Below are 21,116 nucleotides of genomic sequence, written 5' to 3'. Positions count from 1 at the left end.
GTAACGTACGTACGTAGTGGGCTTTTTTGTGTTCGATGGATTCGTCTTAGTACACGTACTCGTTGGCCTCAATCATGGCGGCGGCGATACGGCGGCGGGCTTCCTTGGTGTTGAACAGCTCGGCTTTGGTGAAGCGCTTGAGACCGGTAGCCAGCAGGCGCTGCTCGTCGCCTTCGGTCATGGCGGCGATGGCGTCTTTGGCCGACTTCGCTACCTGGTCGATGGTATCGGCCAGGTACACGCGGGCAATGTCGATCTGGTTAGCTAAAGCCGCTTCGCTGCTCAGGCTGATTTCCTTCTCCACGCGCAGCAGGGTGCTTTCGGCCGTGTACACCTTGATGGCCATATCAGCGATGTTCATCAGTACTTCCTGCTCTTTCGCCAGCGAGTTCATGTACTTCTGCACGGCCGTGCCGGCTACCATCAGGATGGCTTTCTTGAGGTTGGCGATGATCTTTTTCTCCGTGCCAAACAGCGAATCGTCGGCTTCGGCGAAATCGGGGATGGCCAGCAGCTCCTGCTGCACGGCCTGGGCCGGGCCCATCAGGTCCAGTTCGCCCTTCAGACCCTTTTTCAGAATCATATCGACGGCCAACATGCGGTTGATTTCGTTCGTACCCTCGAAAATGCGGTTGATGCGCGAATCGCGGTAGGCGCGGTCCATGGGGTAGTCGGCCGAGAAGCCGTAGCCGCCGAAGATCTGTACGCCCTCGTCGGTCACGAAATCAAGTACTTCCGAACCTTCTACTTTCAACATAGCGCACTCCACGGCAAACTCGCGGGCGGCACCCAATAGGGCTTCGTTCGATGATTTGCCCTGGCTCAATAGCTCCTGCTCCATGCGGTAGATGTCCATGCCGGCCCGATAAATGGCCGATTCGACGGCGTACACGCGAATGGCCTGCTGGGCCAGCTTGTGCCGGATAGCGCCAAACTTGGAAATGGGCAGTTTGAACTGCACCCGCTCGTTGGCGTACTTAATGCTCAGATTAAGCGCCATTTTGCTGGCGCCCAGGCAGGCCGCGGCCAGCTTGATGCGGCCGATATTGAGAATATTAAAGGCAATAAGATGGCCTTTACCAATCTCACCGAGCACGTTTTCCTTGGGCACCGTCACGTCCGACAAGAACACCTGCCGGGTCGAAGAGCCACGGATGCCCATCTTGTGCTCCTCGGGACCGAACGTCAAGCCCGGCGTGTTGCGCTCCACGATAAAGCCGGTGAACTTGTCGCCGTCAACCTGAGCGAAAACGATGAATACCTCGGCAAAACCAGCGTTAGTAATCCACATTTTCTGACCGTTCAGCACGTAGCTCTGGCCAGCTTCGGTGAGGATAGCCTTGGTTTTGGCCCCCAGCGCGTCGGAGCCCGAGCCGGGCTCGGTGAGGCAGTAGGCGCCGGCCCACTCGCCGCTCGTCAGCTTGGGCAGATACTTAGTCTTCTGCTCTTCGTTGCCGAAGTAGAGAATAGGCAGCATAGCAATGCCCGTGTGCGCCGCGAAGGCGACCGGAAAAGAGTGACCGCCGCCCACGCCTTCCGTTACGCGCAAGGCCGTGTTGAAATCCATGTCGTAGCCGCCGTACTCGGCCGGCATCGAGACGCCAAACAGACCCAGCTCACCCGCTTTCTTCATCAAACCTGCCATCAGACCTTCTTCGTGCTCGTCGAGGCGGTCGAGGAGCGGAAACACTTCGCCGGCCACAAAGTCCAGGCAAGTCTGGTGCATCAGGTTCTGCTCCTCCGTGAATTCGGCAGGAGTGAACACATCTTGGGCGTCCGTTTCCTTGATGATAAATTCGCCACCCTTTCTGAGTTTGTGTGATACTTCCATGACTATGTGAGGTTGAGAGTTATGATTGGTTTTGTGTGGTTAAGCAGGCAGAAAACTGTTAGGCTTGCCGAGTACCTGGATCAAATAAGGCCCTGAATTTTACTACTGAAATATACAAAAATATGTTATGCTTGCCGAGTACTTAACGAAAGGAAAACCCCGGCGAAGGGGTGTTCTGATTTTACAACAGCCTAAGCCACTGGGTGGTTCGGACTGCGAGGAGGGATGGTGGCCGGAGAATCGTAGGGATGTAGCGCGAACGTTTCGTTCGCGGTTTGTTGGAGTCGTTATTAAAAAAGCCCCCCAGCGCAAGTCGTTTAACAAACCGCGAACGAAACGTTCGCGCTGCATCCCTGCGATTCTCCAAGCTGGAGCTTGGGGTTACTTCAGCAGCTCGTATATGCCGGCTACGCCCTGGCCCCCGCCGACGCAGGCCGTTACCATGCCGTACTTCTTGCCCCGCCCGCGCAACTCATCAAAAAGTTGAATACTGAGTTTGGCTCCCGAGCAGCCCAGCGGGTGACCCAGGGCAATAGCGCCGCCGTTTACGTTGAGCTTGTCCTGATCAATGCCCAGCTCGCGCACCACAGCAATGGACTGGGAGGCAAAGGCTTCATTCAGCTCAAACAAATCAATATCATCGAGCTTCATGCCGGCTTGCCTGAGGGCTTTCGGCACGGCCTTGATCGGGCCCATGCCCATGATGCGCGGGTCAACGCCTTCGGCGGCGTAGGTAACCATGCGGGCAATAGGCTCCAGGTTCAACTCCTTCACCATGCGCTCCGACATCACGATGACAAACGCGGCCCCATCGGAAGTCTGGGAGGAGTTGCCGGCCGTGACGCTGCCGCCCGCCGCGAAGACCGGGCGCAGCTTGGCCAGCACATCCAGGGACGTATCGGCCCGCGGGCCTTCGTCGGTGTCGACCACGTAGGAGCGCGTTTTCTTCTTGCCAGACGCCGGATCGAGGTAAGTTTCCTCCACCGTGATGGGCACGATCTGCTTTTTGAACTTGCCTTCCTTAATGGCCTTGATAGCCTTCTGGTGAGAGTTGTAGGCAAACTGATCCTGGTCTTCGCGGCTGATACTGTAGTCTTTGGCCACGGCTTCGGCGGTCAGGCCCATGCCCAGGTAGTAGTCGGGGTGTTGCTTGACCAGGTTGTAGTTGGGCACCGTTTTCCAGCCCACGGTCGGCACCTGCGACATGTTCTCAGCGCCACCGGCGATAATACATTCGGCCATACCGGCCGTGATTTTGCTGGCAGCCATGGCAATCGTCTCGATGCCGGAGCCGCAGTAGCGGTTCACGACGAGGCCGGGCACGTTGATGGGCAAAGCCAGCAGCGAAATCATGCGGCCGATTTGCAGGCCTTGCTCGGCCTCGGGCACGGCATTGCCCACAATCACGTCATCGACGCGGGTGGGGTCGAGTTCGGGCACGGACGCCATCAGGTGCTTGATGACCTCGGCGGCAAGGTCGTCGGTACGGGTGAAGCGGAAGCCGCCGCGGGGGGCTTTTCCTACCGCCGTGCGGTAGCCGGCTACGATATATGCGTTCATTATTTTAGTGTTAAGACGTTCTGGTGGTTGCCTCATCCCCTAGCCCCTTCTTCTAGGGGAGAAGGGGAACTAGTCTTTAGCTTTTCTAGAGAACTAGTATTGATTAGCCTTCTAGTTGTTAGAACTAGTCCCCCTTCTCCCCTAGGAGAAGGGGCTAGGGGTTGAGGCCCTCATTGTTAATTCCGTAGCGGCTTACCCGTGGTCAGAATGCTCTGGATACGCTCCAGCGTTTTCCGCTCGCCGGTCAGCGACAGGAAGGCTTCGCGCTCCAGATCCAGCAGGTACTGCTCGCTCACTTCCGTGGGCTGCGACAGGTCGCCGCCGCACATCACGTAGGCCAGCTTTTCGGCAATCTTCTGGTCGTGGGCCGAGATGTAGTTGCCTTCCTTCATGGCGTATACCCCGCTCATAAACATGCCCAACGCGCCCTTGCCGTGAACTTTGATATTGGTTTTCTGCACGGGCATGGTGTAGCCGGCCTCGGCCAGGTCCAGTGCTTCGGCTTTAGCCTGAGCAATGACGCGCTGGCTGTTCACCACAATTTCGTCGCCCCGGCGCAGGAAGCCTAGGTCAAACGCCTCAGCGGCGGAAGTGGAAACTTTGGCTGTGCTGACCGTCACGAAGGTGTTGCGCAGCAGATTGTATTCCGGCTCGCCTTCCTCGTACTTGGCCGCCGTGCGCAGGGTCATTTCCTTGGTGCCGCCACCGGCTGGTATCAGGCCCACGCCAAATTCCACCAAGCCCATGTAGGTTTCGGCCGCGGCGACTACCTTATCGGCGTGCAGGCAGATCTCGCAGCCGCCGCCTAAGGATAAACCGTGCGGTGCCGTCACGACGGGAATGCTGGAGTAGCGCATCCGCATCATGGCGTTCTGGAACTGCCGGATCATCAGGTTCACCTCATCGAACTCCTGGTCGAGGGCGTACATGTAGAGCAAGGCCAAATTGGCCCCCGCCGAGAAGTTGGGGGCGTCATTGCCTACAACGAGGGCGCGGTAGCCGGCTTCGGCCATATCCACGCCCTTCATCAGGCCCTGAATTACATCGGAGCCGAGGGTGTTCATTTTAGAATGGAACTCAACGCCCAGCACCCCGTCGCCGAGGTCGTGGACGCTGGCCCCGGCGTTTTTCCAGAGCACTTTGCCCGTGGCCCGCAGGTTGTCGAGAATGATGAAGTTCTCGACGCCCGGAATCGGCTGGTAGCTCTTGCTGTCGAGGTCGTAGTACTGCCTGGCACCCGTTTCGGATACTTTGTAGAAGGAAGTGTGGCCGGCGGCCAGCATTTCCTGCACCCAGGCGGCGGGCTGCTTGCCTTCAGCCTGCATCAGCTCCAGGCCCTGCTGCACACCCAGCGCGTCCCAGGTTTCAAACGGGCCCATGTCCCAGCCGAAGCCAGCCCGCAGCGCATCGTCTATCTTATACAGCGAATCGGTGATTTCGGGAATGCGGTTAGTGACGTAGGCAAACAGACCCGCGAACATCTTGCGGTAAAACTCGCCGGCTTTGTCTTTGCCGCCGGCCAGCACTTTGAAGCGCGGTGCCAATTGCTCGATGGTTTTGGTCAGCTCCAGGGTGGCAAACTTCACCTTCTGGCTGGGCTGGTACTCCATCGTTTTCAGGTCGAGGGCCTGAATCTCCGATTTGCCCCCCGCACCTTTTACTTTCTTGTAGAAGCCCTGACCGGTTTTGTCGCCCAGCCACTTCCTCTCGCCCATTTGCTTCAAAAAGTCAGGCAGCTCGAATACGGCTTTGGCTTCGTCATTCGGCAGCCCTTTAGCCAGGCCATTCGCTACGTTAATAAGCGTATCAAGCCCCACCACGTCCGACGTGCGGAAGGTGGCCGACTTGGCGTGGCCGATAACCGGCCCCGTGAGTTTATCTACTTCCTCCACCGTTAGGTCCAGTTGCTGCATAATTTGCAGCACATCCATGATGGCAAATACGCCGACACGATTGGCGATGAAGGCGGGCGTGTCTTTGGCCAGGACGGTGGTTTTGCCCAGGTACAGGTCGCCGTAGTGCAGCAGGAAATCAACCACGGCCGGATCGGTGGCCGGCGTCGGGATAATTTCGAGCAGCTTCAGGTAGCGGGGGGGATTGAAGAAGTGGGTGCCGCAGAAGTGCTTCCGGAAGTCTTCCGAGCGACCCTCGGCCAGCAGATGAATCGGAATACCAGACGTGTTCGACGTAATGAGCGTGCCGGGTTTGCGTGCCTTTTCTACTTTTTCGTAGAGGCTTTGCTTGATATCGAGCCGCTCCACGACTACCTCAATAGTCCAGTCGCAGGTAGCAATGTCTTTGAGGTTATCGTCGAAGTTGCCGGTCTTGATGCGTGAGGCGTCTTGCTTGCGGTACAGGGGCGAAGGGCTGGAGGCCAATGCCGCCTGCAAAGAGGCATTCACGATGCGGTTGCGGACGGCGGGGGTTTCCAGCGTCAGGCCTTTGGCCTGCTCCTCGGGCGTCAACTCACGGGGCACGATGTCGAGCAGTAGCACCTGGGCACCGATATTAGCGAAATGGCAGGCAATGCGCGAGCCCATGACGCCGGAGCCGAGCACGGCCACTTTCTTGATAGTTCGATTCATAAAATGCTAAAACGGGGAATCTGGTTAGCGAAAATAGAGGAAGCAGCAAGCAAAACGCCCAAAAAAGCCCCCTAAGCGGAAGTAGATTCGGGGCGAAGCGGCTTAAGCGTGAAGTCGTCAAATAAGGATTTGCTCTCAATCATGGCATTGATCTGACCGACCACCTTGAAAAGGGTATCCAGCTGCGCCTGCGGAATTTTCTCCCGCACTTTCTGATTGAAGTGACGCACGGTCTGCCGCGAGATTTCTTTGCCCCGCAAACCCTCCTCGGTCAGGAAGATCCGCACCGAGCGTTTGTCCTGGGTGTCGGCTTGCTTGTAAATGAGGCCGCGCTCTTCCATACTGCGCAGGATGCGCGTGAGGCTGCGCGTCTCCAAACCCAGCAGGGGGGCAATTTTGGTGGCGGGAGTGCCATTTTCCTGATCAATGTTCAGGAGCACAAAACCAATGCTGGTCGTGATGTCGTGCTTGGCAGCCTGCGTATTATACATGCGTGAAATAGCATGCCAGCAGACTTTTACGTTATAATCGACAGTTTCTTCGGGTTTCATCGGGGCAAGGATGTCCGGTAAACATACAAATAATATGTTAGGCTTGCATACTACTTTATGATAAAAAAGTTTGCCGCCTCCGCTATAATATCTTCTCTCAATGGCATCGTACTATACTAAAACGGCCCCGCCGTGGGGCGGGGCCGTTTTAGTTAGCGAACAGCGTTCTGGTGATACAGGCTCTCAATCAATTCCCGATTGTTTTCAGTAATTGCCTTGCGCTTGACTTTCATCGTGGGCGTCATCTCGCCAGTTTCTACGGTCCAGAGGTGAGGCATGAGGCAAACCTTCTTCACCTGCTCCCACTGGGCGAAGCTTTGGTTGTAGCCCTTTACCAATTCGTCGTACATATCCACGATCTTTGGGTTTTTGATCATCTCTTCGTTAGAGGAGAAGGGCACCTCGTGGCGCTTGCACCAGTTTTTCAACTCATCAAACGAGGGTACAACTAGCGCCGACGGAAACTTCTGATCGGCACCTACCACCATGGCCTGCTCAATCAGGGGTGATTCTTTCAGCTTGTTTTCGATAACCTGGGGGGCAATATACTTACCACCGGAGGTCTTGAACATCTCCTTTTTGCGGTCCGTGATTTTAAGGAAACGGCCGTTCACGAACTCGCCAATGTCGCCGGTGTGGAACCAGCCGTCGGCGTCGATGACCTCTTTGGTCAATTCAGGCTTGTTGTAGTAGCCCTTCATCACGGAAGGAGACTTGGTCAAAATCTCGCCGTCGGCGGCGATTTTTACTTCCGTATTTTGAATTACGGGCCCTACCGCGCCGATGTAGTTGTTCGCCCGCTCAAAGCCGCTAACAGCAATTACGGGTGAGGTTTCGGTGAGGCCGTAACCTTCCATCACTGGAATGCCCGCCGCCCAGAATACGCGCGCCAGACGCGGCTGTAACGCCCCGCCACCCGACACGATACACTTCAAATTGCCCCCCAAGGCTTCGCGCCACTTATTGAAGATGAGCTTGTTAGCCAGGGCCAATTGAGTATTATAAACAAAGCCCTGGTTTTTCTGGGTGTCGAATTTCAACCCTAGATCCAGGGCCCAGAAGAAAAGGTTTTTCTTCACGCCTTCCAAGTCGTGCCCCTTGGCTACAATCTTATCATACACCTTTTCCAGCAGGCGGGGCACGGTGGTAAAAATCTGTGGCTTGACCTCACGCAGATTATCGGCAATGAGTTCCATGCTCTCGGCGTAGTATATGCTCACGCCGTTGATCATGTACAGGTACGTCACCATGCGCTCGAAAATGTGGCAGAGCGGCAGGAAGCTGAGGGCCGTATCATCCTTCGTGACACGCACCGAGGGCTGCGAATTGCGGCAGTTGCTGAGCAGGTTATCGTGGCTCAGCATCACTCCTTTCGGGTTGCCGGTGGTGCCGGAAGTGTAAATGATAGTCATCAGATCGTCGGGCTGCACGGCGGCTTTTAGTGGTTCCAGATCGGCCACGTTGCCTTTCCTTCCCATGGCCAGTAGCTCGGCGAAGTGCTGAGCGCCTTCTATTTTGTCGAAGGTGAAAATGTGCTGTACTTCTGGCAAGGAGGCCGTAGCTTCTTTTACCTTGGCATACAGACTTTTATCTGACACGAACACGGCCTTTACGCCTGCATCAGTGAAGATGTATTTATAATCTTCAACGGTGATGCTGGGGTACATTGGCACGCTCACGGCCCCAAGCTGGGAAATGCCAAAGTCGGCGAGCATCCACTCCGGCCGGTTCATGGAGATGATGGCCACCTTATCATCTTTTCCTATACCTAGCTGCCGCAGCCCCAAGCTTACCTGATTGGCAGCCTCGCTTACTTGCTGCGTACTCATCTTCTGCCATTCACCATTGACTTTGGCGGCGAGGCAATCCGACTTTGGATACTTGGCAAGCTGACTGGGCAGAATATCAAACGCGCGACGAACTTCCATTGAATGAGAGCAAAAGGGTGGGAAATACTCGTTAAATAAATGGATTTTTTCGCGGAAAGGCAACTACCAGGCCTGGATAGCATGGCTGGGGGGCAAATGTGGTGGACCGCTACCGCGATTTGCGTAATTTCGCCGGCCTGCCTTGCTTTTGCCCGATGAATCTGGCTATCTTCTTTGATCCGCTCCCTGAGGAGCTTGTTCCTCCAGTCCTTGCTCCTACCACGCTCGGGGCTCATCTTACCTGCTTTCTGGATACGTTTCCGGATTGGCGGGAGGCCGATATGGCCATTATCGGCCTGAACGAGTGGCGGGGCAGCGCCGCCGGCCCACCAACCCAGCACGGGGCCGATGCTGTGCGCCACCGCTTCTACCAGTTACAGAAAGGCTCTGCTCATCTGCGCCTCGTGGATTTAGGCAACCTACGACCGGGCCTCACGCTGGAAGACACGTATCGGCGGCTCTGCGAAATAGTGTCTTCATTACTAGAACAAAAAACCGTTCCTATCCTGCTGGGCGGCAGCCATGACCTTGATTATGGCCAGTTTCTGGCTTACGAAACACTGGATAGAGCCGTAAGCTTTGCCACTGTGGATGCCCGCGTCGATATGGCCGAGCACGACTTGGCCGCTGCCGAAGACTCGCACCTGCGGCGTATGCTTATGCACGAGCCCAGCTTTCTGTTCAACTTCGCTCAGCTGGCCCACCAGCAATACCTGGCTACCCCAGAAGTGCTGGCCGCTTTGGAAAAGCTGCACTTCGAAACCCTGCGTCTGGGGGCCGTTCGGACAGATGTGCGCCAGGCGGAGCCTTTATTACGGCAAGCCGATTTCGTGAGCTTTGATGTGGCTGCGCTTCGTTGGCAGGATGCGCCGGCTTATTCACCGGCCAATCCATTTGGCCTGACCAGTGAGGAGGCTGCCCAGCTAGCCTGGTACGCCGGCCATAATGACCAGCTCAGCAGCTTCGGCCTCTATGGCTACCGCCCCGACTACGACCCGCACGGCCTGGCCGCGGCCACGCTGGCTACTATGCTTTGGTACTTTGTGGAAGGCTTTTACCATCGGCGCGGCGAAACCGATTTTCAAAGCACCCGCTTCAAGCGCTACGCCGTGGGGCTGCCCGGCACGCCGGCCAAGCTGGTGTTCTATAAGGCCAAGCGCACCGAAAAGTGGTGGCTGGAAGTGGAAAGCATGGCCGACAGCACCATAAAACGCGTGGTGCCATGCAGCTACGAAGACTACGTGTACGCCGCTCAAGGTGATTTACCCAATCGCTGGATTCTGACCCAAGCCCTATTAGGTTAATCCGTTTTTCGTTGTTGGCTTTTCATTTTTTGGTATTGCTCAAAGCCACGTCTTGATAAATGAATCCCTTTTCAGTCAAATGGATAACGCATTCTCGTCGGAAAAAAAAAGCGAAAAACCAACAACGAAAAATGACTTGCCTGAATACACGCTGTCGCAGCTGGCGTTGCGTAATGGTCAGGACCGGGACGAAATCTGGGTGAGCTACCAGGGCCTGATTTATGATGTGGGCCGCTCGCGCCTCTGGACGCGGGGCAATCATTATGGTCATTGGGCCGGCCAGGACCTTACCGCCGAGCTGCACCGCGACGCGCCTCATACGGCTCATGTTTTCGATAAATTCACGGTTATTGGAAAGCTAAAATTGCCCCCCGGCCCCGGCGCTCCCAACCAGACAGCCCCGCAGCCGTAAGCGCCGTCATCCCACCTACTTATTCTGCTCACCACCGTGAACTCCACCGAAAGCGCTTCCCTCTTCAACAACCTCGAAACCCTTTCTACGCACGATTTGCTTGTTGGCATGAACAGCGTAGACCAAACCGTGCCCCAGGCTGTGGCCAAGTCCTTGCCCCAGATTGAGGCCCTGGTGGAAGCTACGGTGGCGTGTATGCAGCGTGGGGGACGTTTATTTTATATTGGAGCGGGTACGAGTGGGCGGCTGGGTGTTCTGGACGCCTCTGAATGTCCGCCCACTTTTGGGGTGCCGCAGGGTATGGTGATCGGCATCATTGCCGGAGGCGACACTGCTATTCGCCAGGCCGTAGAAAACGCGGAGGATGATGCGGGACAGGCCTGGAAGGATTTGCAGGCGTATAGCATCAACCAAAATGACATGCTGGTGGGCATTGCTGCCTCGGGCCGTACGCCCTACGTTATCGGTGGTCTGGAGCAGGCCAGGCGTCAAGGAATTGCTACGGGCTGCGTTGTCTGCAATGCCGACTCCCTGGTAGCCGCCGCCGCCGAGTTTCCAGTGGAAGTCGTGACGGGGCCGGAGTTTTTGACCGGTAGCACGCGCCTGAAAGCTGGCACAGGTCAAAAGCTGGTGCTCAATATGCTCACCACAGCCACCATGATTCGGCTGGGTAAGGTGAAAGGCAACAAAATGGTGGATATGCAGCTCACCAACTACAAGCTGGTGGACCGCGGCGAGCGAATGATTATGGATGAACTCGGCATTGACCAGGCAGAAGCCGCGAAGCTGCTGCAACAGCACGGCTCGGTGCGGGCGGCGCTAACGGCCTATACGAATCGGTAGAAACGCGCCACGGCGCGTTCGGCAGCAGTTTGCCTAGGTACTACCACAGTTTTTTGGATAGTGTACGGAACAGAACGCTCTGTGGCACGTTTCTACCAAAAAACAGCCTTCCCGTGCATACCATCGAGCCGCATTATAATTGGATTGAGCAGTATTCGGCCTCCGAAGACCCCCGCTCTCCGCTGTTCGAGGCCGAAAACAGCCTCGATTCCTTTACTAACACAATCTACGGCTATTACATTCATCCTCAATGGGATAGCCTTGAATCCGATACTCTTTTTCTCAAAATTCTATTCGTGGATTATGAGCAAGGCATAGCCGTAATAGAGTTTATCGGCGAGTGGAATGATGCCATCGAAAACGACGTGATGCAGCTCAAGCGCAACATCATTGACCTGATGGTGCACGAGGGCATCCGCAAATTCATTCTTATCGGAGAAAACGTATTCAATTTCCACGGTTCCGACGACTCGTATTACGAGGAATGGTTTGAGGACGTGGAAGATGGCTGGATTGCCGGCGTCAACTTTCAGGAGCACGTACTGCGCGAAATGCGCCAGTACAACATCGACAACTACATAAACTTCGGCGGCCAACTCGATGAGCTACCGTGGCGCACCTACGAACCGCGCCGCCTGTTTGAAGTAGTAGACAGCATGCTCCAGCGACGACTTAACTAAAAAATTTGAACATAAAAAAGCCCCCCAGACCAAGTCCGGGGGGCTTTTTTTGTGTTTTCGCACCAACTAAATTAGTTGGTGGTGGTAGCAGCAGGAGTAGTGGTAGAAGGCGTTGCATCAGCTGCATCTTCCATGTTATCAGCCGTGTTCTCAGCAGCGTCGCGGGTCGAGTCAGCAGCCTCTTCCATAGCGTCGGCCTTCATTTCGCCAGACTCTTCTACGTTGTCGGCAGCATTTTCCTGAGCGTTTTCGGTCTTCGTATCGCAAGAAGTGAAGGTGAACGAAGCAGCAGCGAGGGCAAGAAACAATACTTTTTTCATGATCTGGGTAAATTAGAGAGGGGGTTGAAAAATCAATTTTGAGGTGAATCTCATATCCAGCCGCGAGCAGCTGGTCGGGAAATTCGAGTCTTTATACCCCAACCATCAATAAGTAACCCGACGGGATCAAGAATTTTATTAATTATTTGCAGATAGTAGTACTTCCAATCACTACCTTCCATCAAAAAAGCCCCCAGAGTAGGCCTGAGGGGCTTTTTTGATGATCTTAGCCAACTGAATAGAAATGGTAATTGCTTACCACTTATCGTCAGAATGCTTCAGGGATGCTGAATTGGCGATTATTTCTTGCGGAAAATAATACCGATCGGTACGCCGGTAAAGTCGAAATGCTCGCGCAGGCGGTTTTCGAGGTAGCGCGTATAGCTTTCCTTCACGTACTGGGGCAGGTTGCAGAAGAAGGCGAAAACCGGGTTGTGCGTGGGCAGTTGCGTCACGTACTTGATCCGCACCATCTTACCCTTGGTAGAGGGCGGCTGGTGCGCCTCAATCTCCCGCAGCATCACTTCGTTGAGCTGAGAAGTCGGTATTTTTTTCGACTTATTGTTATAGACCTGCACGGCCGTTTCGATGGCTTTGTGTACACGCTGCTTGGTAAGCACCGAAGTAAAAATGATCGGCGGATAGCTAATAGGAGCGATTTTCTCCCGAATCTGATCCTCAAACTCCTTCACCGTATTCGTCTGCTTATCCTCAATCAAGTCCCACTTGTTGACCACAATCACGATACCCTTGCGGTTGCGGTCGGCCAAGCCAATGATGTTCACGTCCTGCGCCTCAATACCACGAGTGGCATCAAGCATTACGATACACACATCCGACTCTTCCATGGCCCGGATAGAGCGCAGTACGGAGTAGAACTCTATGTCTTCATGCACCTTGTTCTTGCGACGCAGACCGGCCGTATCTACCAAGATAAAGTCGTTGCCGAAGGCGTTGTAGCGGGTCTGGATGGCGTCGCGGGTGGTGCCGGCTACGTCCGTCACAATCGTGCGCTCCTCGCCCAGCAGCAGGTTAAACAAGCTGGACTTGCCCACGTTGGGCCGCCCTAGCACCGCGATTTTGGGCAACCCCGCGTCGGGCTCTTCTACCCACGGATCATCGAAGTGACTTACCACGGCATCGAGCAAATCGCCGGTGCCGGAGCCGTTTTGGCTGGAAATGGTGAAGATGTCGCCGTCGCCAATTCCTAAGGCATAAAACTCCCCAGCCGCATGCGCCCGAGCGTTGGTATCAGCCTTATTAGCAACCAGATAAATTGGTTTTTTACCCTGATAACGACGCATCACATTGGCAAACTCCTCATCTAGGCCGTGCAGACCAGCGTCTACATCTACCATAAACAGAACCACGTCGGCCTCGTCAATGGCCAACTTCACCTGCTTACGAATTTCTTCCTCGAATACGTCGTCGGAGCCGTGTACGTAGCCGCCCGTGTCAATGACGGAGTAGTACTTGCCGGTCCAGTCGCCGTAGCCGTAGTGCCGGTCGCGGGTTACGCCGCTTTCGTTGTCCATGATGGCCTTACGCTGGCCAACTAAGCGATTGAATAGCGTGGATTTGCCCACGTTGGGCCGCCCCACAATAGCGATAGTATTTTTCATGTGTAAAGTGCCCCAGCCGCCAGTCCGACCTACGTCTGGCAGTGCCCGGGGATATTAAGTGAAAGATGGTCGGAAAGAGGTGAGTTTGTGAAGTGGTGAACTTGTGAGTTTGATGTTCTAACAGTGCGGCCTACGCCTGTAAAACAGCGAATTCACAAGTTCACCACTTCACAAACTCACCTTTATTGATATCCAAAACGGCTCAACGCCTTGGGATCGGTGCGCCAGTTTTCGTTAACTTTTACGTGAGTTTCCAGAAACACCTGCTTGCCGAAGAACTTCTCCATTTCTTCCCGCGCCCAGGTACCTACTTTTTTCAGTGCCTCGCCTTTGTGGCCGATAATAATGCCTTTCTGACTCGCCCGCTCCACGTAAATAGTGGCCCGGATGCGAATGATTTTCTCGTCCTCTTTGAACTCCTCTACGCCGACTTCGCAGCTATAAGGCACTTCTTTTTTATAGAGCTTAAAGATTTTTTCCCGAATCATCTCGGCGGCAAAAAACCGCTCCGGTTTGTCGGTTAGCTCGTCTTTAGGATAATACGGCGGGTGCTCGGGTAAGCGTTCCAGAACCAGCTCCAGAACACGCTCGGTGCCCAAAGCATTCAACGCCGATATAGCCAATACTTCGGCGGCATTGGGGAGCTGCTCGCGCCAGTAGGCGAGCTTGGCTTCTACCTCTACCTGCTCGGCTTGGTCTATTTTGTTGACCAGGACAATAACCGGCGTTTCGGCCCGGCGCAGGCGCTCCACTACGGGCTCTTCGTCGTGCTTTTCGTAGATATCGGTCACAAACAGAATCACGTCGGCATCTTCCAGCGAAGCGTACACGAAGCTCATCATGGCGCTGTGCAGCTCGTATTTGGGCTGAATAATGCCGGGCGTATCCGAGTAGACGAGCTGAAAATCGTCGCCGTTCAGGATGCCCATGATGCGGTGGCGCGTAGTCTGGGCTTTGCTGGTAATGATGCTGAGCCGCTCGCCAACGAGCACATTCATAAGCGTAGACTTGCCCACGTTGGGCTTGCCAATAATGCTCACAAAGCCGGCGCGGTGCGGTTTGGGTTCGGGATTCACGGTGATGGTGCTGAAAATGAGGCTGCAAAGGTACGGCTTTAGTACGAGGCAACCGTGATGCCCAACAAGTTAGGGGTCAGAATCAGGCTGCCCGACTTTTAGTTCGACTATCTGTTTCTACTTTACTCATTCCTGGTTAGCGCAAACCATTGGTGCTCTACCTTTGTATTGCGTCCGACGTTTTGTACTGTTTATGCCTGAAAATGCCCCCCAGCGCCGTATCGGCGTTCTGCTCGTCAATCTTGGTACGCCCGATTCGCCCCAAACCAGCGACGTGCGGCGTTACCTCAACGAATTCTTGACCGATGGCCGCGTAGTGGACATGCCCGCCGCCGTGCGCTACCCCTTGTTTCAGGGTTTGGTAGTGCCGCTACGGGCGCCCAAGTCGGCCAAAATCTACCAGCAGCTCTGGACCGAGCGGGGCTCTCCTCTGCTCTTCCACGGGCTCGATTTGCAGAAGCTGGTACAGGAAAGGCTAGGCTCGCACTACGTGGTGGCCTTCGGAATGCGCTACCAGAACCCGAGCATCGAAAAAGCCCTGGAAGAGCTGCGCGAGGCCGCCGTTGACCGCATCATCGTGCTGCCGTTGTTTCCGCAGTACGCCTCGGCCAGCACGGGCTCGGTGCAGCAGAAGGTGATGGACATTGTACGCAAATGGTGGGTGGTGCCCAGCATCAGCTTTATCAGCTCCTTCGCGGATAATCCGGGTTTTATCGATACTATCGTGGCGCTGGGCAAGGAAGAAATGGCCAAGCGCGACTACGACCACATCGTATTTAGCTACCACGGCATCCCGGAGCGGCACGTACTGAAGGGCAGCTTCAAGGGTTATTGCCAACTGGGCAAATGCTGCAACACCTACAACAAGAACAACCGCTACTGCTACCGGGCCCAGTGCTTCGCTACCTCGCGCCTAGTAGCGGCCGGCTTGGGCTTGAGTCCCGATCAATACACGGTATCCTTTCAAAGCCGCCTGCAAAGCCGCCTGCGCGACCCCTGGCTCCAGCCTTATACCGATGAAGTGCTGAAGCCCTTGCCGGCTAAAGGCATCAAAAATGTGCTGGCCTTCAGCCCGGCTTTCGTAGCCGACTGCTTGGAAACTACCATTGAAGTAGGCGAAGAATTTAAGGAGTTGTTTGAGGAAGCCGGCGGGGAGCATTGGCAGTTGGTTCCTTCCCTGAATACGCACCCACTTTGGGTAGAGGCTGTGACTGATATGATTCGTCAGAACTAGCAGGTACGCTAGCCTAAGAAAGTAACCTCTATGCCGCGGCAGCTAATAACTGCTGAGGTATAGAGGTTTTTTAGCGTTTTCAGTAAGCAGCAACGTGGCGTTTAGTGTACTATTGAGTATGAATGTGTTGACGCTTGCTATTTCCTGGGAGCATATATGGGAGATGGTCAGCAGTGCCCAGACATTCTACATTTTCGTCGCTATTGGGTTTGTGGCCCAACTCATTGACGGGCTCTTGGGCATGGGCTATGGGGTGGTGACGGCTATCAGTCTGATGTCGTTGAATATGTCGCCGGCTACGGTGAGCGCGAGCATTCATACGGCCGAAGTGTTTGCCAGTGGCGCTTCGGGCTACAGTCATTATCGGCTGGGCAACGTCAATCGGCGCTTATTTCGGGCGCTGCTGGTGCCTGGCGTGCTGGGAGCCGTAAGCGGGGCCTTTCTGCTTTCTTACTTTGGCGAGCATTTTTCAGCCTGGGTGAAGCCCACCCTGGCGGTATACCTACTACTGCTAGGATTGCGCATTCTGCGTCAGGCTTTTCAACAAATTGGCCCTTCCCGCCCCGTAAAGCATATCGGCTGGCTAGCCGGTGCGGGGGGCTTTTTAGACTCATTTGGGGGCGGCGGCTGGGGGCCTTTAGTAACCAGCACCTTGCTGATGCGGGGCCGCGCACCCCAATATGTTATTGGCTCAGTCAGCCTGACCGAGTTTTTTGTCACGTTTGCCAGCGCCCTCACCTTTTTTGCTACTCTCGGCTTTACGTACTGGCAAGTAGTGCTGGGCCTGATTGTGGGGGGCGTGGCCGCGGCTCCATTGGCTGCGCGCCTGGCGGGGCGTTTGCCCGTGCGCTGGATGTTTGTGGGCGTAGGCCTGATTGTTATCGTCTGGAGCCTTTGGGCCTTGTATAAAGCCTTCGGTTAGGTAACCATTGCGCCCAGTAAAATACCCCCCAGCACTAGCTAAAGGACATTATTATTCTGATCGCGGCGGCGAAAAGCATTTAGTTCAGCCGGCCGACGGTTTTGGTAGAAATGCTGCTCATCGTACGAAGACTGATTGTAAAAGCCTTCCGAACCGGCCTCAGGCAATGGCAGCTTCAGGGCCCGAAGCATGGCCTCTTCGTAGCCGCGGCTGATTTGAATCTCGGCATAAGGCGGATACTCCAGCACCGTTTCCAGCGTGAGAGCCGGCACAAACACATTGTCGCCTTCCTCATCCAATGCCGCAACGCCCACGGGCAGCAAAATATGACGTTCATGCTTGTTCACGCGCAGGTTGCTGCTCAACTCTATATCGAGGTAGCGTACTTTCAGCGCTTCTTCCTCCACTATCAGCTCCGCCACCTCGCCGAATTTCTGTCCATCGGCTCCGCGCACGCTCCAGCCGCGCACATCGGGGCTGCTATCGGCTACTTCGAAGTCGGCTAAGTCGCGCAGACGGCGCAGGTGCATCCCCTCGGCAGGTGGAATAGGGGTAGAAATTGGTTCCATCGGGAAAGAAGTGAGAGTCAGGTAAGGGAGTAAGATAATCCTGGGAAAAGCCTTTAGGCTATTCTTTAGGCATAATCAGGCAGCGGGCTTACTTAAGGTTCCGACCACGTCGGCGGCCCGCACCAGGAACTCGCGCACTGTGGGCACCTCGGCAGCCGTAACCTGATTGGGCAGCTCATCGGCTCGCTGTACCAGATCCGCAACCGGGCGCGCCAGCGCGGGATAGGCTTTTTGCTGCATTGCCTGCATTAGAGCGGCGGCGGCTACAAAGCCGGGCCGCAGGCTGGCATTAGCGTTGTCGGTCAGGCGGATGGTAGCACTGGTCAGGTCGTTGCGCTTTTCATTGATGTTGTTATCGCGCAAGTCGTCGCGGTCGGCTAGATCAACGAGAGTAGCCGTGAGCAACTGCAGGCCCCGACGCCCATAATTGGGGGTATCGTCCTCATCGGCCGCAAACCGGGCCAGCTCCTCAGCCGACGCTGGCGTTTCTTCGGCGGCCATATCTGTTACGGCCTGCGTGCCGCCATCGGCGGGCGGTGGCGTAGCGCGCGCTTGTGCCTCGGCATCAGCATCCGCAGGAGTGATGGCACCCGTTGCAGGCGGAGCGGTAGTGGCAGGCTCCGAGTCGGTGCGGAACAGAAAGTAAGCTCCTACCGCCAACGCCGCTAGCACCAGCAAAATCAGCAGCCACGGACTAAGTGAATTCTTTTTGCGCTGGATATTTATTTCGGCCATGAGTCAGGATAAAGCAAGTCTGTGGAAAACAGTACGAACGGCAGCCAAAATAGGTAATGAATGCAACTGGCAGTCATTAGCGTCCTGCCTTACCTTTAGTATTAACTTATTGCAATACCTATCCTTTCTGAATATACACTCGAAACCAGTAGTAAAGCAAAAAAGCCCCCTATGTGTACCTGGGGGGCTTTTTTGATTCAATAGGACACTATCAGTTTAAGCTGGCACCTTGCGGTACATCTTAGCCAGCTGCTCTACGGCAAATTTTACTTCTTCCGCCGTATTGTACTTACTCATGGAGAAACGAATGGCCCCCCGGCTGGGGTCACAGTTCAGCGCGCTAAGCACATGAGAACCCGCATTAGCCCCGCTCGAACACGCCGACCCGCCAGATACCGATACCCGATTAATATCAAGATTGAAGAGCAGCATCTCATTTATATCTGAAGGCGGCAGGCTTACATTCAGCACCGTGTACAGGCTTTGATCAGCTTCAGCTGACGTTCCGTTGAACTGCACATCCTCGATTTCCGCCCGTAGAGCGGTAATAAAGAGGTCTTTCAAGCCCTGAATATGACGCTGGTGGTTCGCCATATCGCGGTAGGCTATTTCCATAGCTTTGGCCAGTCCCACGATGCCATAGACATTCTCGGTTCCGGCCCGCACGTTGCGCTCCTGCGCGCCACCATGAATAAGGGGGGTAACCTGCGTACCGGAGCGGGTATACAGAAATCCCACCCCTTTTGGCCCATGAAACTTATGGGCCGACCCGACCAGAAAGTGCGCTTTGAGTTGCTGCACATCGTGGCGGTAATGTCCTATGGTCTGCACCGTATCGGTATGAAATATGGCATCGTGCTGCAGGCATAAGTCGGCAATGGCTTGCACGTCATTGATGTTGCCTATCTCATTATTAGCGTGCATCAGGCTGACAAAAGAGCGCGGCTGCGTGGCCAACAGCTCATCCAGATGTACCATGTCCAGACGGCCACGTTCATCGTGGCGCACATAGCTAAGCTGTATGTCGCCCGATTTTTCTAAAGCCTGCAAGGTGTGCAGCACGGCATGATGCTCCAGCGGAGAGGTAATAGCGTGGCGCAGGCCCAGCGTGCGAATACTCCCGAAAGCCGCGTAATTATCAGCCTCTGTACCGCCCGAAGTAAAGGAAATCTCCGCTGGGGCCGCATTAATCAAATGCGCTATAGTCTTGCGCGCGTTCTCGATGGCAGCTCGTACCTGTCGTCCGTGCCCATGAATGCTACTTGGGTTGCCGAAGTGATTTTGCAGAAATGGCATCATAGCCTCCAGCACCTCAGGGTCGAGGGACGTGGTAGCGGCGTTATCGAAATAAACGGCTTGTTGAGACATGAGTGCTGAGAGGTGAGTACGGAGAAGCGAGAAGGGAAACTCGTGGAGGCTCATGCAAGGCCAAAAAGCACAAAGAGTCTCACTTCTCCCCTCTCTGTACTCATGTCTGCTTCTACGCTTTAGCTGAAAGAATCTCTTTGATGTCCCCAATGATCTTGTTTGCCAGATGATCGGCGGTGGCGTTGGAATCGGACTCCGCGTAAATGCGGATAATGGGCTCCGTATTCGATTTACGCAGGTGTACCCACTCTTTATCAAACTCAATTTTGACGCCGTCGATGGTATTAATAGGCTGCTTCGCGTAGCGCTTTTGTACCTGCTCCAGAATCTTGTCGGTATTAATATCGGGCGTCAGCTCAATCTTGTTTTTAGAGATATGATAATTGGGATACGATGCCCGCAGACGCGTCATGGTAAGCCCGGATTTGGCCAGGTGAGTCAGAAATAAAGCAATTCCCACCAAGGCGTCGCGGCCGTAGTGCAACTCGGGAAAAATGATACCTCCGTTGCCTTCGCCCCCAATAATGGCGTTGGTTTGCTTCATCATGTTTACCACATTCACCTCGCCAACAGCGGCGGCGGCATAATTGCCCCCCAGCCGCTCCGTTACGTCGCGCAGGGCGCGGGTGCTGCTCAGGTTGCTCACCGTATTGCCCCCACCGCTCTGCTTGAGCACATAATCGGCGACGGCTACCAGGGTGTATTCCTCACCGAACATTTCGCCGTTTTCACTTACTAATGCTAAGCGGTCTACATCAGGATCCACCACAATGCCGAGGTCGTAGCTGCCTTTTTCGAGCACCCGGGCAATATCGCGCAGGTTTTCGGGCAATGGCTCGGGGTTGTGGGCAAAGTCGCCGGTGGGCTCGCAGTGCAGCTTCTCAATTTTTTCGACGCCCAGCGCTTCTAACAAGAGTGGAACCGCCAAACCGCCACTGGAATTCACGCAGTCAATTACTACCCGAAAATTCTTGGCGCGAATGGCCTCAGCATCTACCAACGGCAAGGCCAGCACGGCTTTCACATGCTTTTTAAGGAAGCTGGAATCAGTGCTGTACTGGCCCAGCTTGTTTACCGGCGCAAAATTAAATTGCTCTGCATCGGCCAGGGCTAATACCTGCTGCCCATCCTGATCCGAAATAAACTCGCCTATGTTGTTGAGCAGCTTCAGCGCGTTCCACTGCTTTGGGTTGTGGGAGGCAGTCAGGATAATACCGCCGCCAGCTTTTTTGGCGGGCACGGCAAGCTCCACGGTAGGCGTGGTGCTCAGGCCTAGGTCGATTACATGAATACCTAATCCCTGCAACGTTGCAGCTACCAGCTTGCTCACCATTTCGCCCGAAATGCGGGCATCACGGCCGATAATGATAGTATTGTTCTGCGTAGTGTCCAGCACCCACGTTCCGAAAGCGGCCGCGTACTTTACTACGTCGATAGGAGTAAGCCCATCTCCGGCTACGCCCCCGATAGTGCCTCGAATACCCGAAATTGATTTTATCAGTGCCACAAGCAATGGTTATTTTAAGTCGCAAAAGTAGACAAACGCGCTGCTTTCTCTATGAAAGTAGTTTTAGGG

General features: G+C 54.9%; 18 protein-coding genes. 6 read left to right on the top strand and 12 right to left on the bottom strand.

Annotation, left to right across the window (positions count from 1 at the left end):
• Positions 1-46: 46 nt before the first annotated feature.
• From B9A24_RS04375 to B9A24_RS04355, 5 genes are all read right to left on the bottom strand, one after another.
• The gene (locus B9A24_RS04375; RefSeq protein WP_084443955.1) at positions 47-1,831 is read right to left on the bottom strand and encodes an acyl-CoA dehydrogenase family protein; all 1,785 of its coding nucleotides are present in this window, start codon (positions 1,829-1,831) and stop codon (positions 47-49) included.
• A gap of 381 nt (positions 1,832-2,212) precedes the next feature.
• On the bottom strand, positions 2,213-3,391 hold the full coding sequence (locus B9A24_RS04370) for a thiolase family protein (RefSeq protein WP_084443954.1): 1,179 nt from the start codon (positions 3,389-3,391) through the stop codon (positions 2,213-2,215).
• Between the two features lie 176 nt (positions 3,392-3,567).
• Positions 3,568-5,976, bottom strand: coding sequence for a 3-hydroxyacyl-CoA dehydrogenase/enoyl-CoA hydratase family protein (locus B9A24_RS04365; protein ID WP_084443953.1), 2,409 nt, complete (start codon positions 5,974-5,976; stop codon positions 3,568-3,570).
• Positions 5,977-6,047: 71 nt separating this feature from the next.
• The gene (locus tag B9A24_RS04360) at positions 6,048-6,527 is read right to left on the bottom strand and encodes a MarR family winged helix-turn-helix transcriptional regulator (protein ID WP_084443952.1); all 480 of its coding nucleotides are present in this window, start codon (positions 6,525-6,527) and stop codon (positions 6,048-6,050) included.
• 152 nt (positions 6,528-6,679) lie between these two features.
• Positions 6,680-8,455: an AMP-dependent synthetase/ligase gene (locus tag B9A24_RS04355; RefSeq protein ID WP_084443951.1), complete on the bottom strand. Its 1,776-nt coding sequence runs from the start codon at positions 8,453-8,455 to the stop codon at positions 6,680-6,682.
• 155 nt (positions 8,456-8,610) lie between these two features.
• On the opposite strand from B9A24_RS04355, the gene B9A24_RS04350 reads away from it, so the two are divergent.
• The 4 genes from B9A24_RS04350 (at position 8,611) to B9A24_RS04335 (ending at position 11,694) form a co-directional block, all read left to right on the top strand.
• Positions 8,611-9,759, top strand: a complete 1,149-nt coding sequence (locus tag B9A24_RS04350; protein ID WP_084443950.1) for a formimidoylglutamase — start codon at positions 8,611-8,613, stop codon at positions 9,757-9,759.
• Positions 9,760-9,838: 79 nt separating this feature from the next.
• A complete protein-coding gene (locus B9A24_RS04345; RefSeq protein WP_084443949.1) occupies positions 9,839-10,171 on the top strand; it encodes a cytochrome b5 domain-containing protein in 333 nt (110 codons plus the stop codon).
• Positions 10,172-10,207: 36 nt separating this feature from the next.
• The gene (murQ, locus tag B9A24_RS04340; RefSeq protein ID WP_084443948.1) at positions 10,208-11,014 is read left to right on the top strand and encodes an N-acetylmuramic acid 6-phosphate etherase; all 807 of its coding nucleotides are present in this window, start codon (positions 10,208-10,210) and stop codon (positions 11,012-11,014) included.
• A gap of 113 nt (positions 11,015-11,127) precedes the next feature.
• The gene (locus tag B9A24_RS04335; protein ID WP_084443947.1) at positions 11,128-11,694 is read left to right on the top strand and encodes a hypothetical protein; all 567 of its coding nucleotides are present in this window, start codon (positions 11,128-11,130) and stop codon (positions 11,692-11,694) included.
• A 71-nt stretch (positions 11,695-11,765) separates the two neighbouring features.
• Here B9A24_RS04335 and B9A24_RS04330 read toward each other — a convergent pair whose 3' ends face one another.
• The 3 genes from B9A24_RS04330 to era form a co-directional block, all read right to left on the bottom strand.
• A complete protein-coding gene (locus B9A24_RS04330; RefSeq protein WP_084443946.1) occupies positions 11,766-12,014 on the bottom strand; it encodes a hypothetical protein in 249 nt (82 codons plus the stop codon).
• A gap of 299 nt (positions 12,015-12,313) precedes the next feature.
• Positions 12,314-13,636, bottom strand: coding sequence for a ribosome biogenesis GTPase Der (der, locus tag B9A24_RS04325; RefSeq protein ID WP_084443945.1), 1,323 nt, complete (start codon positions 13,634-13,636; stop codon positions 12,314-12,316).
• A gap of 182 nt (positions 13,637-13,818) precedes the next feature.
• Complete coding sequence (gene era / locus B9A24_RS04320; protein ID WP_084443944.1) at positions 13,819-14,712, bottom strand: GTPase Era; 894 nt, start codon at positions 14,710-14,712, stop codon at positions 13,819-13,821.
• Positions 14,713-14,905: 193 nt separating this feature from the next.
• Between era and hemH the strand changes: the two genes are divergently transcribed.
• Both hemH and B9A24_RS04310 read left to right on the top strand, forming a co-directional pair.
• Positions 14,906-15,946, top strand: a complete 1,041-nt coding sequence (hemH, locus tag B9A24_RS04315) for a ferrochelatase (protein WP_084443943.1) — start codon at positions 14,906-14,908, stop codon at positions 15,944-15,946.
• Positions 15,947-16,064: 118 nt separating this feature from the next.
• Entirely contained in the window at positions 16,065-16,868 is an 804-nt protein-coding gene (locus B9A24_RS04310) for a sulfite exporter TauE/SafE family protein (protein WP_084443942.1), read from the top strand.
• Between the two features lie 38 nt (positions 16,869-16,906).
• Here the strand turns inward: B9A24_RS04310 and B9A24_RS04305 are convergent, their stop codons facing one another.
• The 4 genes from B9A24_RS04305 to glmM all read right to left on the bottom strand — a co-directional run bounded on the left by B9A24_RS04305 (position 16,907) and on the right by glmM (position 21,047).
• On the bottom strand, positions 16,907-17,437 hold the full coding sequence (locus B9A24_RS04305) for a PRC-barrel domain-containing protein (protein ID WP_084443941.1): 531 nt from the start codon (positions 17,435-17,437) through the stop codon (positions 16,907-16,909).
• A 75-nt stretch (positions 17,438-17,512) separates the two neighbouring features.
• Positions 17,513-18,172 carry a hypothetical protein gene (locus B9A24_RS04300; RefSeq protein ID WP_084443940.1) on the bottom strand — a complete coding sequence of 220 codons (660 nt, stop codon included), beginning with the start codon at positions 18,170-18,172 and terminating at the stop codon, positions 17,513-17,515.
• 216 nt (positions 18,173-18,388) lie between these two features.
• Positions 18,389-19,540, bottom strand: coding sequence for a cysteine desulfurase family protein (locus B9A24_RS04295; RefSeq protein ID WP_084443939.1), 1,152 nt, complete (start codon positions 19,538-19,540; stop codon positions 18,389-18,391).
• A 112-nt stretch (positions 19,541-19,652) separates the two neighbouring features.
• Complete coding sequence (gene glmM, locus B9A24_RS04290; RefSeq protein WP_084443960.1) at positions 19,653-21,047, bottom strand: phosphoglucosamine mutase; 1,395 nt, start codon at positions 21,045-21,047, stop codon at positions 19,653-19,655.
• Positions 21,048-21,116: the final 69 nt, after the last annotated feature.

Source organism: Hymenobacter roseosalivarius DSM 11622 (assembly GCF_900176135.1).
GTDB classification, from domain to species: Bacteria; Bacteroidota; Bacteroidia; order Cytophagales; family Hymenobacteraceae; genus Hymenobacter; species Hymenobacter roseosalivarius.
Note: the sequence above shows the minus strand (reverse complement) of the source record. Positions and strands in the feature narration are given on the sequence as shown.

What these genes read in the sequence shown, in the direction of transcription:
- B9A24_RS04375 (WP_084443955.1), bottom strand. Translation starts at nt 1,831, where the DNA reads ATGGAAGTATCACACAAACTCAGAAAGGGTGGCGAATTTATCATCAAG.
- B9A24_RS04370 (WP_084443954.1), bottom strand. Translation starts at nt 3,391, where the DNA reads ATGAACGCATATATCGTAGCCGGCTACCGCACGGCGGTAGGAAAAGCC.
- B9A24_RS04365 (WP_084443953.1), bottom strand. Translation starts at nt 5,976, where the DNA reads ATGAATCGAACTATCAAGAAAGTGGCCGTGCTCGGCTCCGGCGTCATG.
- B9A24_RS04360 (WP_084443952.1), bottom strand. Translation starts at nt 6,527, where the DNA reads ATGAAACCCGAAGAAACTGTCGATTATAACGTAAAAGTCTGCTGGCAT.
- B9A24_RS04355 (WP_084443951.1), bottom strand. Translation starts at nt 8,455, where the DNA reads ATGGAAGTTCGTCGCGCGTTTGATATTCTGCCCAGTCAGCTTGCCAAG.
- B9A24_RS04350 (WP_084443950.1), top strand. Translation starts at nt 8,611, where the DNA reads ATGAATCTGGCTATCTTCTTTGATCCGCTCCCTGAGGAGCTTGTTCCT.
- B9A24_RS04345 (WP_084443949.1), top strand. Translation starts at nt 9,839, where the DNA reads ATGGATAACGCATTCTCGTCGGAAAAAAAAAGCGAAAAACCAACAACG.
- B9A24_RS04330 (WP_084443946.1), bottom strand. Translation starts at nt 12,014, where the DNA reads ATGAAAAAAGTATTGTTTCTTGCCCTCGCTGCTGCTTCGTTCACCTTC.
- der (WP_084443945.1), bottom strand. Translation starts at nt 13,636, where the DNA reads ATGAAAAATACTATCGCTATTGTGGGGCGGCCCAACGTGGGCAAATCC.
- hemH (WP_084443943.1), top strand. Translation starts at nt 14,906, where the DNA reads ATGCCTGAAAATGCCCCCCAGCGCCGTATCGGCGTTCTGCTCGTCAAT.
- B9A24_RS04310 (WP_084443942.1), top strand. Translation starts at nt 16,065, where the DNA reads ATGAATGTGTTGACGCTTGCTATTTCCTGGGAGCATATATGGGAGATG.
- B9A24_RS04305 (WP_084443941.1), bottom strand. Translation starts at nt 17,437, where the DNA reads ATGGAACCAATTTCTACCCCTATTCCACCTGCCGAGGGGATGCACCTG.
- B9A24_RS04300 (WP_084443940.1), bottom strand. Translation starts at nt 18,172, where the DNA reads ATGGCCGAAATAAATATCCAGCGCAAAAAGAATTCACTTAGTCCGTGG.
- B9A24_RS04295 (WP_084443939.1), bottom strand. Translation starts at nt 19,540, where the DNA reads ATGTCTCAACAAGCCGTTTATTTCGATAACGCCGCTACCACGTCCCTC.